Source organism: Bacillus sp. SH5-2, from assembly GCF_008368905.1.
Lineage (GTDB): Bacteria > Bacillota > Bacilli > Bacillales > Bacillaceae_G > Bacillus_A > Bacillus_A luti.
Genome location: NZ_QOSD01000011.1, coordinates 157,938 through 172,380 on the forward strand (window position 1 = coordinate 157,938; position 14,443 = coordinate 172,380).

Below are 14,443 nucleotides of genomic sequence, written 5' to 3' on the forward strand. Positions count from 1 at the left end.
TAAAAGGAGAGTGCCTTCATGGGAAAAGCAATTCAAGATAAAGATACACAATTAGTATATTTAAAAGAACGTTTAAATATGTTCATTGAAGTAATTGATACAATTGAACCTGAAGAAGTAGAGTTAGAAGATGTGGATCGTCTTCTTGCGATGTTAGATGAACTAGAATTAAAATGTGAGCAATTTAAAAAAGACGAATAATATATTAAAAAGGCTGCCAATACAAAATTGGTAGCCTTTTTCTGTACGGATAATAGAAGGACGGTAGAAAAAAAGGTATAATCAAGTTGTGAAAAATTTCATTTATCCTTTAATAGCATGAAATAAATAAAAAGCTGAAGAGTATAACAATGGAATTTTCATCTCATAACGTTTTGGTAGCGTTCACAATTGAGGGGGAAGTAACAATGGAAAAGCTTCAAGAAAGCATGTATCAACTAATTGTTGAAACGTCAACGAATTTACCGAAAGATGTTCGTCGTGCGATTCAACAAGCGAAAGAACGAGAAAACGCAGGGACTCGTTCAGCGATGGCACTTGGCACAATTACGAATAATATTAAAATGGCTGATGATAATATCTCGCCTATTTGCCAAGATACAGGGATGCCAACATTTAAAATTTATACACCAGTTGGTGTGAATCAACTAAAACTGAAGGAAGCTATCTATAGTGCGCTTGAGCGGGCGACAAAAGATGGTAAACTTCGTCCAAACTCTGTTGATTCTCTTTTTGGTGACAATAGTGGAAATAACTTAGGACCAGGTACACCTGTTATTAAGTTTGAGCAATGGGAAAAAGATTATATTGATGCACGTTTAATTTTAAAGGGCGGTGGCTGTGAGAATAAAAATATTCAGTATAGCCTACCGTGTGAATTAGAAGGACTTGGACGCGCAGGACGTGATTTAGAAGGGATTCGTAAATGTCTTCTTCATGCAGTATATCAAGCGCAAGGTCAAGGATGTAGTGCAGGTGTAATCGGCGTCGGTATCGGGGGAGACCGCACATCAGGTTACGAATTAGCAAAAAATCAATTATTCCGTACATTAGATGACATCAATCCAGTACCAGAGTTAAAACAGCTTGAAGAGTACGTATTAGAAAATGCAAATAAGCTTGGTATTGGTACGATGGGATTCGGCGGAGAAACAACTTTACTTGGTTGTAAAATTGGCGTATATAACCGTCTGCCAGCTAGCTTCTATGTATCTGTTGCATATAATTGCTGGGCATATCGTCGCCTAGGTGTGAAAATCCATCCTCAAACAGGAGAAATTATGGATTGGCTATATCAAGAAGGTGAAGATACACTTCAGCAAGAAGTACAAGAAAAAACAGAGCAACGTGAGATTGTATTGCAAGCCCCAATTACAGAAGAGCAAATTCGTGAACTTCGTGTTGGTGATGTTGTAACGATTAATGGCATGATGTATACAGGTCGTGACGCAATTCATAAGCATTTAATGGATAACGATTGTCCTGTAGATTTAAATGGACAAATTATTTATCATTGTGGTCCAGTTGTAGTAAAAGATGAAAATGACAACTGGCAAATTAAAGCGGCAGGTCCAACGACAAGTATTCGTGAAGAACCATATCAAGGCGATATTATGAAGAAGTTCGGTATTCGTGCTGTAATTGGTAAAGGCGGAATGGGTGCAAAAACATTAGCAGCATTGGAAGAACATGGCGGCGTATATTTAAATGCAATTGGCGGTGCCGCGCAATATTATGCAGAATGTATTAAAGAAGTGAAAGATGTTGATTTCTTACAGTTCGGTATTCCAGAAGCAATGTGGCATTTACGTATCGATGGGTTTAAAGCAGTTGTAACGATGGACTCTCATGGTAATAGCTTACATGCAGATGTTGATAAAACATCACTTGAAAAATTAGCGAGCTTTAAAGAACCAGTATTTAAGTAAAAAAAATGCATCTCGAATGATTCGAGATGCATTTTTTGGTATATATAGAAAAACATGTTCAGCATGAAAGAATGCACAGCAACAGAAACTACAGGTACGATTATATATGGAAAGGAGACTATTTATGAAATATAAATGGTTATATATAGGTCTCATTTTTTCAATTATGATGGCACTTGTTCCAGTTTCGGCATTGGCTTATACAAATACTCCACATAACTGGGGAATCCCACGTCCTAAAAATGAAACAGTACCAGATGCAGGGAAATTATATACAGATTTACTACAAAAAAATGGCGGATTTTATTTAGGGGATACAAAGAAAAAAGATATTTATTTAACGTTCGATAATGGATATGAGAATGGATACACAGGCCAAATTTTAGATGTATTAAAAGAGAAAAAAGTACCAGCAACTTTCTTTGTAACAGGGCATTATATTAAAACGCAAAAAGATTTGCTATTAAGAATGAAGAATGAAGGACACATTATTGGAAATCATTCGTGGAGTCATCCTGATTTCACAGCGGTAAATGATGAGAGACTTCGTGAAGAATTAACGAGTGTAACAGAAGAAATTAAAAAAGTAACTGGACAAAAAGAAGTGAAATATGTACGCCCTCCGCGAGGCGTGTTTAGTGAAAGAACATTAGCTCTTACGAAAGAAATGGGCTATTATAATGTATTTTGGTCACTCGCATTTCTAGATTGGAAAGTGGATCAGCAAAGAGGATGGCAATATGCGCATAATAATGTAATGACGATGATTCATCCAGGATCTATTTTATTACTTCATGCAATATCAAAAGATAATGCAGAAGCACTTGCAAAAATCATTGATGATTTGCGCGAGAAAGGGTATGATTTTAAAAGTCTAGATGACTTAGTAAAAGGCAATCAACCGTAAGCATGTATGCTTGCGGTTTTCTCATGCTATAATGATGTGTAAAAAGGATGGGGAAACGTATGTGGAGCGAACATGTTACGCTAGAGTATCCGTACCATTTTGAAGAAGTGTTAAAGCGTTTATCTTTTGATCCACTAAACGTCATTCAATTAGATGAGAAAGTCATGTATGTCCCGCTTTGTATAGATGAGGAACAGATTGTTGTCCGCTTGCAAGGGATTGGTACTGTGCAAAATCCACAATTTTGGATTTCTAGTCAGACAGGAGATCCAGAGAAAGTAATGAAACGAATGAAGGCCATTTTTCATTGGAATGATTCGTTTCAAGATATACAAAATCATTTTTTAAACACATCATTACGTCCACTATTTGAAACATATGCTTATACTCCAATTATTTTAGAATTCGATTATTTTGCATGTTTACTTCGCTGTATTATTCATCAACAAATAAATTTGAAATTTGCTACTGTGCTGACAGAGCAATTTGTAAAACGATATGGAACAGAGAAGAACGGTGTATTCTTTTTCCCTACTCCAGAAATAGTAGCAAATATTTCAATTGAAGAATTGAGAGAGCAAAAATTTAGTCAGCGAAAAGCTGAATATATGGTAGGATTAGCAAAGTGTATTATAGGTGGTAAGTTAGATTTAACTAGAATAGAAAACGAAACCGAAGAAGGGGTTGCAGCACAATTGTTACCAATTAGGGGGATTGGTGCATGGACAGTGCAAAACTTTTTAATGTTTGGGCTTGGACGAAAAAATATGTTTCCGAAAGCAGACATCGGGATTCAGCGTGCAGTACAAGGTGTATTTCAATTAGATGATAAACCGAGTGATGCGTTTTTAGAAAACGTGAAACAAGAATGTGAACCATACTGCAGTTATGCAGCGTTATATTTATGGAAAAGTATAGAGTAGAGGTGTAATAATGATACAAAAACAACATGAGAGTAAGTTGGAAGTTGGTCAAACATTTCCTGTGACAATTAAACGTCTTGGGATTAACGGAGAAGGCGTTGGTTATTTTAAGAGACAAGTTGTTTTCATTCCAGGAGCATTACCAGGAGAAGAAGTTGTTGCTGAAACAACGAAAATTCAGCGTGGCTTCGCTGAAGCGAAAGTGAAAAAAGTTCGTAAAGCTTCACCACATCGTGTGAAAGCACCATGTCCAGTATACGAGGAGTGTGGTGGCTGTCAGCTACAACATTTAGATTATAAAGAGCAATTAAATCAAAAGCGTGATATCGTTGTACAAGCATTTGAGAAGTATATGAATAACAGTTTGGAAGAGAAAATTCGTCCGACGCTTGGTATGGAAAATCCATGGCATTATCGTAATAAGAGCCAATTACAAGTAGGGCGTAAAGACGAGAAGGTTATTACAGGGCTATATAAACAAAATTCACATCAGTTAATTGATATTGCACATTGTATGATTCAACATAAAGCAACGAATGAAGCGACAAAAGTTGTGAGACGTATATTAGAAAAATTAAATGTTTCTATTTACAATGAGAAAAAACAAAAAGGTTTAGTACGCACAATTGTAACACGTACTGCAGTTCAAACAGGGGAAGTGCAAGTTACACTTATTACAACAAAAGAAGAGTTGCCAAATAAAGAACAATTTATTGCAGAAGTACAAAAACAGATGCCAGCTGTTAAATCAATTATGCAAAATGTAAACTGGCGTAAAACATCTGTTATTTTCGGTGATAAAACATTTAAATTAGCTGGAAAAGAAGTAATTCAAGAAACACTTGGTGATTTATCATTTGAATTATCAGCACGTGCATTCTTCCAGCTAAATCCAGAACAAACGGTTGTTTTATATGATGAAGCGAAAAAAGCAGCTGCTTTAACAGGCAATGAGAAAATTGTAGATGCGTATTGTGGTGTTGGTACAATCGGTCTTTGGCTTGCGAATGATGCAGCAGAAGTACGTGGTATGGATGTAATTCCAGAAGCGATTGCAGACGCAAGAAAAAATGCGAAGCGCCACGGATTCACAAATACGAAATATGAAGCAGGGAAAGCTGAACAATGGTTACCGAAATGGGTAAAAGAAGGATGGCGTCCTGATGTAATTGTTGTCGATCCACCTCGTACAGGTTGCGATGATAAATTATTGGAAACAATTTTAAAGGTGAAACCGAAACAAGTTGTTTATGTATCTTGTAATCCTTCTTCATTAGCACGTGATGTACAAGCGTTAATGAAGAGTTATGAGGTGGAATATGTGCAACCAGTTGATATGTTCCCACATACAGCGCATGTAGAAAATGTAGTGAAGCTTGTTAGAAAGTAGAGTTTATTCATATTCCCTCACGATATGAGGGAATATTTTCTATGAAGGAGAATAATATGCACAATTATAAATTAACGATCCAATACGATGGTGCTCGCTTTAAAGGATGGCAACGTCTCGGTAATAACGATAATACGATTCAAGGTAAAATTGAGAGTGTTATATCTGAAATGGTCGGGAAAGAAACTGAAATTATCGGCTGTAGTAGAACAGACGCTGGTGTACATGCTTTGAATCAAGTCGCTAACTTTCAAAGTGATGAGAAGTTAGTGGAACATAAAGTGAAAAAATATTTAAATCAACATTTACCAAATGATATTAGCATTACGAATGTAGAAGAAGTACAAGATCGCTTCCATGCTCGTTACAATTCTAAAGCAAAAACATATCTTTATAAGATTTGGAACGAAGAGCATACGAATCCATTTATGCGTAAATACAGCATGCATGTGAATAAAAAATTAAATGTGAAAAGCATGAAAGAAGCTGCGAAACATTTAGTTGGTTCACATGACTTTACTGCTTTTTCAAATGCGAAATCAAAGAAAAAGTCTATGGTTCGAGAAGTATATTCACTTGAAGTGATGGAAGAGGCTGGATTTGTACAAATTAGAGTAAGTGGTAACGGATTCCTTCATAACATGGTGCGAAAAATTGTTGGGGCATTAATTGAAGTTGGATTAGGACAATTAGATGCGAAAGCAATTCCAAACATTTTAGAAGCGAAACAACGTAATCAAATTAATTGCCTTGCTGAGGCGAGTGGGTTGTACTTGGAGAATGTTGAATTTTAATAATAAGTAAAAATCGAGCTGATTAGGCTCGATTTTTTTATTATTTTGGAATTAAGAAGATTTCTCGTTTTTCATACGTAGCTTCAAATTCCAAAAAGCAGCAAGCATAATAGCCGCAAAAGAGCCGCTAATTGTTCCTAATAGTTTTGCGTAAGGAAAGCTGCTCGTATCAGTATTAATGAATAAAATCATACATAGAATAGCAGGGAAAAAGTATAAGTATTGTAATAGATTTAACTTGTTATCATTACTCATATATATCGTTCCTCTCTAGTATGTTATATGTTTATTGTAGCATATTTTACCAATTTATAACGCTATAAGAAAGGTTCATTTTAAGTGTGTAAATGCAGTTTTTTTATTCGATATTGTAAATTTTGCCTACTTAATCCTAAAAACTTTGCAGCTTGTGAAATATTACCGTGATACTCTTTCAAAATTTGATTGATGTAGTTCTTTTCCATTTCTTCTATTGTGCGCTTTAAAGTTTTAGGTGCATCAGTATTGTGATCAGTTAGTGAAGGCTGCAGATTGAATTCCTTTTTTATTCGTTCGCGAAAGCGAGTGGGCATATGAAACGCTGTAATAATATTTTCATCCTCTATTAAGTTCATTGAACCTTCAATGATATGTTCCAACTCCCGTACGTTTCCAGGCCAATCGTATGCATAAAAGAATTCTCGTGTATTTACATCTACATCTGTTACATTGAGACCGAATTGAATATTGTACTTTTCGATAAAGTGATGAACAAGAGCTGGAATATCTTCTTTTCGTTCCCGTAAAGGCGGAAGACATAAAGTAACGACGCTTAATCGGTAATATAAGTCTTCTCTTAATCGATCGTGTGTAATGGCTTTGAAGGGATCTTCGTTGATAGTTGCAATAATACGAACATCAATCTCTTTTTCTTGTGTACCTCCGATTCTTCGTATTGTTTTTTCTTGTATAGCTCGCAATAATTTAGCCTGAAGTGTTGGACTTAATGAGTTGATTTCATCTAATAACAAAGTACCTCCGTTTGCTTCTTCAAATAAACCAGGTTTATCTATTGCTCCTGTAAAGGCACCTCGATTCGTACCAAATAATAAGCTTTCCATTAGGGTATCAGGTATAGCGGCACAGTTTTGTGAAATAAACGGTTTTGTTGAACGCTGACTTTCATTATGGATGCTTTGTGCAAATAGTTCTTTACCAGTCCCAGTCTCTCCTACGAGAAGTATGGATGAGGATGTACGAATGACTCTCTTTCCTTCCGCAATGATTGATTGAATGGCTCCAGAATCACCAATTATGTGATCAAAGGTAAATTTAGTATTTTGTTTTCGAGAAGAGCCCATTCTTGCTGTTTGTTTTAAGTGACTTATCTCTTTTGATATTTCAATAGCGCCCTTAATTTTTCCATTCTCTATTATAGGGAAAGTATCATTAATCGTCGTAATTTCTTGCCCTTTATTGTTAAAATACGTTTGCTTTATATTTTTGTTTGTTTTTCCGAGTTTTAATGCCTCTATGAGAGTACTATTTTTATTTTCTTCAAATGCAAATACCTCTAAAGGACTTTTATGTAGTACATCTAAGCGATCCATTGATTCAATTTCCATCATTTTACGGTTATAGATAATTGTTTTACTTTCCTCATTAATAATATGAATCCCGATATCGAGTTCATTGAGTAAAGTCTCATATAGCATATTCATTTCAATAATTTGTTTGAAATTAATTTCTTCTGTATGCATGTATCATCTTCTCCTCGTTTCACCCTATGAAGACTGACTTTTTATAATTTTATTAAAATTCTCATAAAATCGCAAAATTTTTTTGCTATTTTTCTTTTAAAACTTTTAAAATGATAGAAAAATTTTGCGGTTATGCAGATTTTTTTGTACAAAACTCTTATTTTATATGCGAATTAGAGATTGGTACGTATTTTGCATAAATAATATTCAAAATCTCTAGAGGGGAGAGTAGGAATCTTTACAGAATCTGCAACGTTCCAGTGTCAATTAATAAGAAGGAGGAGTTTATAAAGTGAAGACGGTTATAGAAGGCGTGTATAGCCCTTGTTACGGGAAAGTAGAGAAGTTATTTGTTACAAAAAGTTCTTACGTATACGAGTGGGAGAAATTAGCGCTCATTGAAACAATAGATAAACAGAAAGTAGAAATTAAGATAGGAATCAGTGGATATATCGAATCATTAGAAGTAGTAGAGGGACAAGCCATCGCTGATCAAAAATTATTAATAACAGTGAGGGATGACCTTTTAGTAACAGGAAGTGATTAATAGAAGTGATATGTATTTTTGCTCTTTTAAATCATTATTTTTACTATAAAAAATTTAAAAACGCTTACATTGAATAGATTTGCAAAGTGAAAAGGGGGGATTTATATGATGGATCAAAATCAAGGATTAAAAAGGGAATTGAAAAGTAGGCACATATTTATGATTGCACTTGGAGGCGTTATTGGTACGGGTCTTTTTTTAGGATCTGGCTATACAATTCATGAAGCTGGACCTGGAGGAGCGATTGTAGCATATCTTGTCGGAGGATTTGTTATGTACTTAACGATGCTCTGTCTAGGAGAGTTAGCTGTTGCGATGCCTGACGCAGGATCTTATCAAACGTATGCTACAAAGCACATTTCCCCTGCGGCGGGTTATGTAGTCGGATGGATGTCGTGGTTAAACTGGTCCGCTACGATAGGCATTGAATTAATTGCAGTTAGTATTTTAATGAAACGATGGTTTCCTGATGTACCGTCATGGATTTGGTGTGTAGTGTTTGCGGTGCTCCTCTTTGCTATTAATGCGTTATCTTCAAGAAGTTTTGCGGAAGTGGAATTTTGGTTTGCGAGTATTAAAGTAATTACAATCATTGCATTTATTATTTTGGGCGGGGCAGCAATGTTTGGTTTTCTAGATATGAAAGGAAATGAACCGGCACCGATGTTCTCTAGCTTTACTGATTACGGTGGACTGTTTCCGAATGGTTTATCAGCTATTTTAATTACGATGATTGCAGTTAATTTTTCCTTCCAAGGAACGGAACTAGTTGGTATTGCAGCTGGAGAGAGTGAAAATCCAGAGAAAACAATCCCGAAGGCAATTAATAATACTGTTTGGCGCATACTTGTGTTCTTTGTACTCTCTATCTTCATTCTTGCGGGATTATTCCCTTGGCAGCAAGCAGGCGTGATAGAAAGTCCATTCGTAGTTGTATTTGATAAAATTGGTATTCCTTATGCAGCTGATATTATAAATTTCGTTATTATTACAGCGGTACTATCCGTTGCAAATTCAGGATTATATGCAACTTCTCGTATGCTATGGTCGATGTCTAATCAAGGAATGATTAGTCCGATTTTTGGTAAGTTATCTAAAAACGGCGTTCCTATTTATGCATTGATTGTAAGTACGATTGTAGGGTGTCTCTCATTGCTATCAGGCATTTATGCGGAAGACACAGTTTATTTATGGCTACTATCTATTGCTGGATTTGGGGCAATATTAGTATGGGCGTCTATCGCTTTGTCTAACTTATTGGCTCGAAGAACATATGTAAAGCAGGGCGGGGATGTTAAGGACTTGAAATTTAAAACACCATTGTACCCATTCGTTCCACTTCTTGCATTAGTATTAAATGTAACGGTAATCATTGGTATGGCTTTTATTCCAGAACAAAGAATGGCATTGTATTGTGGTATCCCATTTATGATTGTCTGTTTACTGTTTTACCGTGCGACAAGAAATAAGGCACGGAAAGTAGAACATACTGAAAAGACAAATACAACAGAAGTAGAAAGTTTATAATATTGAGTAATTTGGAGACTGTAAGATTGTAAACAGTCTCTTTTTTTGTGAAAATAAAGCTGGAAACATACTACGTATGCAAAGGGGAATTTAGTGATGAATCCAGAAGTTTCGCAGTTGCTAACACAAATAGATTTAAGGAAAGAGGAATTGCTAGAACTTACAAAAACATTAATTCGTTTTGAAACACCTGCACCACCGGCGAGAAATACAAATGAGGCGCAAGAATTTGTTGCGGAGTTTCTAAGAAAACGAAATTTTAGCATTGATAAATGGGATGTATATCCGAATGACCCGAACGTTGTTGGGATAAAAAAAGGCATAGAAAGTGAAACACATAAAAGTCTTATTATTAATGGGCATATGGATGTAGCTGAAGTGTCAGCGGAGGAAGCGTGGGAAACAAATCCGTTTGAGCCATTTATAAAAGAGGGTTGGTTAGTTGGACGCGGTGCAGCTGATATGAAAGGTGGATTAGCTGGAGCATTATTTGCTATTCAGCTTTTGCAAGAAGCAGGCATTGAACTGCCTGGAGATTTAATCTTTCAATCAGTAATTGGGGAAGAAGTTGGAGAAGCGGGCACGCTTCAATGTTGTAAAAGAGGTTACGATGCTGATTTTGCAGTAGTAGTGGATACAAGTGATTTACATATGCAAGGACAGGGGGGCGTAATCACCGGATGGATTACTGTGAAAAGCCCGCAAACGTTTCATGATGCAACACGTAGACAAATGATTCATGCCGGCGGACGTTTATTTGGAGCAAGTGCGATTGAAAAAATGATGAAAATTGTGCAAAGCTTACAAGAATTAGAGCGTCATTGGGCGGTTATGAAAACATATGAAGGCTATCCATCTGGAACAACAACAATAAACCCAGCTGTTATTGAAGGTGGAAGACACGCGGCGTTTATTGCAGATGAATGCCGATTGTGGATAACTGTGCACTTCTATCCAAATGAAACGCATGAACAAATAATAAAAGAAATTGAAGAATATATTGGGAAAGTAGCAGCTGCTGATCCATGGCTAAGTGAAAATCCACCACAATTTAAGTGGGGCGGAGAATCAATGATTGTGGATCGTGGCGAAATTTTCCCTTCTTTAGAAGTAGATAGTGAACATGCAGCTGTAAAAACACTTAGCTCAGTACATGAATCAATTTTATCTAAAAATGCAATTTTAGATATGTCTGCAACGGTAACGGATGGTGGTTGGTTTAGTGAATTTCATATTCCAGCTGTTATTTACGGACCAGGTACATTAGAAGAGGCTCATTCAATAAATGAGAAAGTTGAAGTGGAACAGTTAATCGAATTTACAAAAGTAATAACAGCATTTATATATGAATGGTGTCATACGAAGAAGTAGATTAGTATGTTGAAATCGTACAGGTATGTATACTTGTACGATTTTTTAGTGAACTATTTCAGAGTTGAATAGAAACAACTGAAATAGTTCTTTATTTTTCTATGTCTTTCGTTTTAGTTCAATTAATTTCTCTTTTGCTAATTCAACAGCAATTGCATCATCTAAATAGCCAATTGGAAAGAGATAGTCGGGAATAATATCTGTCGATAAAATGAAATACAGTAATGCGCCGCCAAGAACTGCACGCTCTTCTTTTGGAATAGTTTCATTGCAAAATTGTTGATACATATCTGTTAATTGTTCAATGAAAGGACCAGCACTATCAATTTGTTCTAACTTGCTCGCGAAACTTTCATGAATACGCTTTTCACCTTCTGTTGTTTGAGCATATCGTTCATAGTTTTCAAGTTCTTGTTTCACACGAGTTGTTGTGTAGTCGAAATCGAATAAGTTAGAAGATTGCAGAGTTTGCTGAATTGTATCAAGAGATGTGTACATATCCATCTTTTCTTTATTAATGTGAGGAGAATCCGGATACATTTCATCAAATAACAATTGGGGTGGAACTTGCAGACATTCCGCAAATTTTTGTAGATGTTTTTGTTTTGGCGGTTGTTTACCATTCATAATTCTTGAGATTGTTGCGGGATCAATATTTGTAAGCATTCCGAGTTGGCGCATAGATAGGGCACGTTCTTTTAAAAGTTTTTTTATTAATTTACTAAGCCGCTCATTTGGATTTTCTTTAGGCATAGCGAAGGCACTCCTTTTTATTGTTGAAAAAATGTTGAGCATTTATTACATGTATATGAAACAGACAGGCACAGTTGCTCAACATTTTCATAAGATGCATTGAAAAGTGAGAAAAAGGGGTGACTGTTTATGAGTACGGCAGGTTTATTTTCAATTTTTTTAATTGGAATTGCTTCTAATTTAGATAATGCAGGTGTTGGGATTGCATATGGCATTCGTAAAATTCGAATTTCGTGGTTCAACAATTTTATCATCGCATTTTTTGGGTTTTTATTTACTTTATTAGCTGGATTTTTTGGGAACTGGATTGCGTTATTTATTTCAGAGTTTACAGCAAACTTGATTGGAGCAATCGTTTTAGGGATAATCGGTGTGTTTATTTTGTGCCAGCCTTTCTTGGGGGAAAGAAATACCGTAGGCTCTAAAGATGGTAATGTACTTATGGGAATTTTACGTGATCCAGAAAAAGCAGATTTTGATGGTTCTAAAACAATTAGTTTTTCAGAAGCGATTGTTTTAGGGGTTGCGTTGTCTATTAATAATATTGCAGGTGGATTTGACGCTGGGGTAACAAACTTGAATCTATGGCTTACAGCAACTATTTCTGGGGTGTTTAGTTTTATTTGTATTAGTGGATTTGCGTATGTAGGAAAACGATTTTTAGCAGAATACTTAGGAAAGTGGGCGACAGTTATCGCAGGAGTGTTATTAATTTTTATTGGGATCGATCAGTTGTTGTAAGGAGAGTAGAAAACAAGGTTCGAGTATTTCCTTGGAAATACAGCAAGGGATTGCATATATCGACGTACTTTTCTCCATACTAATACGGATTTCTTTTAAGAAAGGGGGATTTGTATGGGACGCGGGAAAGCATTTGATCATAAGAAAAAAGGGCATGATCATCAACCACCTAAAGGTGCGTTCATTCATAAAGATGTAAATGAACATACTTTGGAAGAGGAAGAGCTACCAGTAAATATTGAGGCGTATAAAAATAGTTTGAAAAAACATTAAAAGCACCTACATAGGTGCTTTTTTACCGTATATCTTCAATTAATTGTTCCGATTCTTCATGCATACTGTACTCACTTAATACTTGGATACAAAGCCATTTTAATTCCTCGATAGTATGCTCAAGTTCTTCAGGAAGCACATGATGAATGTCTTCAAGTCCCATCCCGAAATGAATAAGTTCAAGTACTTGATCATCGATGTTCCGATCCATTAATAGTTCAAGTACTTCTAAATTGAATATGTATCGGTGAGCTTCGTCGAGTGAAACAACTTTAAGCTTTAAGCTTTCTACAATACTCAATATAAAAAGGAGAATTGTTTTTTCAAGAACAGGCTGTTTTCCCATTTGAAATATTAGTTTCATCTTTCACACCTCCACATATAGCGCTAGGTTGTACTATATTATTCAGGAGGGGGGAGCAAATATGCATGATATAGAGAAACTTTCAGTACGGTTTTTGTAAGGGCATGGATAGCTGATAAAGTTGAGGTTTTTATGAAATAAAAAAATCCTGCTAGTATAGCAGGATAGCTCTGAATTAAAAAATGCTCCAACCTTCTTGAGCAGAAAGAAGTTCAAGAATTTTAAAACCAGCGATACTGTTTCCGTTTGCATCTAAAGCCGGTCCAAAAATCCCGATTCCCATTTCGCCTTTTACGCAGCCGAAAATACCACCAGCTACACCACTTTTTGCAGGGATACCAACACGAATTGCAAATTCACCAGATTCATTGTACATACCGCATGTAACCATAAATGTTTTGCAGATTTTTGTAATATGTTTAGGGATAATTTGTTTTTTCTTATATGGATCATATCCATCCATTGCAAAAATTAAACCGATGCGTGCTAAATCGATGCAGTTTACTTCAACTGCACATTGACGAGTATATAAATCCATAAGCTCTTCAATATCACAATCGATAATTCCATTTTGTTTCATATAATAACAAAGTGAACGGTTTAGATAAGCTGTCTCTAATTCTGAATTAGCAACTTTAGAAGAATAATTAATAGTAGGATTATCTGTTATTTCACGTACAAAATGAAGGATACGCTCCATTTTTTCCTCGTTATTTTTTCCTGCTAACATACTTGTAATAGCTAGTGCGCCTGCATTAATCATTGGATTAAGTGGTTTAGAAGGGCTTGTCGTTTCTAACTTAATAATAGAATTAAATGGGTCACCAGTTGGTTCCATTCCAACTTTAGAAAATACATATTCTTCTCCACGATCTAAAAGGGCAAGTGCAAGTGTAATTACTTTGGAAATACTTTGAAGAGTAAATAGTGTTTGTGAGTTACCAGCATGGATATATTCTGTTTCTTTATGGAAAATGGCAATCCCTAAATCATCTGGATTTGCATTTCCTAGTTCGGGGATGTAAGTAGCAAGCTTTCCTTTTTTTGTATATGGTTTTACTTGTTCCAACAACTGTTGTAAGTTGTTTGTTTCAATGCACTGCATAGTACCAACGCTCCTATTTCGAATTAACTAAGTTTACTTTTCCCGATATGCTCGGAAATAAATAATAACATGAAAAAGTGG

16 protein-coding genes are annotated in these 14,443 nt (G+C 35.7%); 11 read left to right on the top strand and 5 right to left on the bottom strand.

Features of this window, described 5'->3' with window-relative positions; translation table 11 throughout:
- Positions 1 to 18 precede the first annotated feature (18 nt).
- The 6 genes from DN410_RS09100 (at position 19) to truA (ending at position 5,942) form a co-directional block, all read left to right on the top strand.
- On the top strand, positions 19 to 201 hold the full coding sequence (locus DN410_RS09100; RefSeq protein ID WP_000513558.1) for an SE1561 family protein: 183 nt from the start codon (positions 19 to 21) through the stop codon (positions 199 to 201).
- Positions 202 to 407: 206 nt separating this feature from the next.
- Positions 408 to 1,928: a class I fumarate hydratase gene (gene fumA / locus DN410_RS09105; RefSeq protein ID WP_179958594.1), complete on the top strand. Its 1,521-nt coding sequence runs from the start codon at positions 408 to 410 to the stop codon at positions 1,926 to 1,928.
- A gap of 124 nt (positions 1,929 to 2,052) precedes the next feature.
- Positions 2,053 to 2,835: a delta-lactam-biosynthetic de-N-acetylase gene (pdaA, locus tag DN410_RS09110; protein WP_149176244.1), complete on the top strand. Its 783-nt coding sequence runs from the start codon at positions 2,053 to 2,055 to the stop codon at positions 2,833 to 2,835.
- 59 nt (positions 2,836 to 2,894) lie between these two features.
- Positions 2,895 to 3,758 carry a DNA-3-methyladenine glycosylase family protein gene (locus tag DN410_RS09115; protein WP_149176245.1) on the top strand — a complete coding sequence of 288 codons (864 nt, stop codon included), beginning with the start codon at positions 2,895 to 2,897 and terminating at the stop codon, positions 3,756 to 3,758.
- 10 nt (positions 3,759 to 3,768) lie between these two features.
- Positions 3,769 to 5,148: a 23S rRNA (uracil(1939)-C(5))-methyltransferase RlmD gene (gene rlmD, locus DN410_RS09120; protein ID WP_048563996.1), complete on the top strand. Its 1,380-nt coding sequence runs from the start codon at positions 3,769 to 3,771 to the stop codon at positions 5,146 to 5,148.
- A 56-nt stretch (positions 5,149 to 5,204) separates the two neighbouring features.
- Complete coding sequence (gene truA, locus DN410_RS09125) at positions 5,205 to 5,942, top strand: tRNA pseudouridine(38-40) synthase TruA (RefSeq protein ID WP_149176246.1); 738 nt, start codon at positions 5,205 to 5,207, stop codon at positions 5,940 to 5,942.
- A gap of 51 nt (positions 5,943 to 5,993) precedes the next feature.
- On the opposite strand, the gene DN410_RS09130 is transcribed toward truA, so the two are convergent.
- Positions 5,994 to 6,197 carry a hypothetical protein gene (locus DN410_RS09130; protein WP_149176247.1) on the bottom strand — a complete coding sequence of 68 codons (204 nt, stop codon included), beginning with the start codon at positions 6,195 to 6,197 and terminating at the stop codon, positions 5,994 to 5,996.
- A gap of 80 nt (positions 6,198 to 6,277) precedes the next feature.
- The gene (locus DN410_RS09135; RefSeq protein ID WP_149176248.1) at positions 6,278 to 7,681 is read right to left on the bottom strand and encodes a sigma-54 interaction domain-containing protein; all 1,404 of its coding nucleotides are present in this window, start codon (positions 7,679 to 7,681) and stop codon (positions 6,278 to 6,280) included.
- Between the two features lie 292 nt (positions 7,682 to 7,973).
- On the opposite strand from DN410_RS09135, the gene DN410_RS09140 reads away from it, so the two are divergent.
- The 3 genes from DN410_RS09140 to DN410_RS09150 all read left to right on the top strand — a co-directional run bounded on the left by DN410_RS09140 (position 7,974) and on the right by DN410_RS09150 (position 11,126).
- Positions 7,974 to 8,228: a biotin/lipoyl attachment domain-containing protein gene (locus DN410_RS09140; RefSeq protein ID WP_071710459.1), complete on the top strand. Its 255-nt coding sequence runs from the start codon at positions 7,974 to 7,976 to the stop codon at positions 8,226 to 8,228.
- Between the two features lie 105 nt (positions 8,229 to 8,333).
- Positions 8,334 to 9,755: an amino acid permease gene (locus DN410_RS09145; RefSeq protein ID WP_149176249.1), complete on the top strand. Its 1,422-nt coding sequence runs from the start codon at positions 8,334 to 8,336 to the stop codon at positions 9,753 to 9,755.
- 96 nt (positions 9,756 to 9,851) lie between these two features.
- Positions 9,852 to 11,126 carry an acetylornithine deacetylase gene (locus tag DN410_RS09150; protein ID WP_149176250.1) on the top strand — a complete coding sequence of 425 codons (1,275 nt, stop codon included), beginning with the start codon at positions 9,852 to 9,854 and terminating at the stop codon, positions 11,124 to 11,126.
- Positions 11,127 to 11,225: 99 nt separating this feature from the next.
- Here the strand turns inward: DN410_RS09150 and DN410_RS09155 are convergent, their stop codons facing one another.
- Positions 11,226 to 11,879 (bottom strand): helix-turn-helix domain-containing protein, encoded by a 654-nt coding sequence (locus DN410_RS09155; protein WP_149176251.1) that lies wholly within the window; start codon positions 11,877 to 11,879, stop codon positions 11,226 to 11,228.
- A 129-nt stretch (positions 11,880 to 12,008) separates the two neighbouring features.
- On the opposite strand from DN410_RS09155, the gene ytaF reads away from it, so the two are divergent.
- Both ytaF and DN410_RS27880 read left to right on the top strand, forming a co-directional pair.
- Positions 12,009 to 12,620 (top strand): sporulation membrane protein YtaF, encoded by a 612-nt coding sequence (gene ytaF / locus DN410_RS09160; RefSeq protein WP_149176252.1) that lies wholly within the window; start codon positions 12,009 to 12,011, stop codon positions 12,618 to 12,620.
- Between the two features lie 114 nt (positions 12,621 to 12,734).
- Entirely contained in the window at positions 12,735 to 12,893 is a 159-nt protein-coding gene (locus DN410_RS27880) for a hypothetical protein (protein ID WP_000532409.1), read from the top strand.
- A 22-nt stretch (positions 12,894 to 12,915) separates the two neighbouring features.
- Here the strand turns inward: DN410_RS27880 and DN410_RS09165 are convergent, their stop codons facing one another.
- Together DN410_RS09165 and glsA are read right to left on the bottom strand one after the other, a co-directional pair.
- A complete protein-coding gene (locus DN410_RS09165) occupies positions 12,916 to 13,257 on the bottom strand; it encodes a DUF3969 family protein (protein ID WP_000766603.1) in 342 nt (113 codons plus the stop codon).
- A gap of 175 nt (positions 13,258 to 13,432) precedes the next feature.
- Positions 13,433 to 14,362, bottom strand: coding sequence for a glutaminase A (gene glsA / locus DN410_RS09170; protein ID WP_001149855.1), 930 nt, complete (start codon positions 14,360 to 14,362; stop codon positions 13,433 to 13,435).
- Between the last annotated feature and the right edge of the window lie 81 nt (positions 14,363 to 14,443).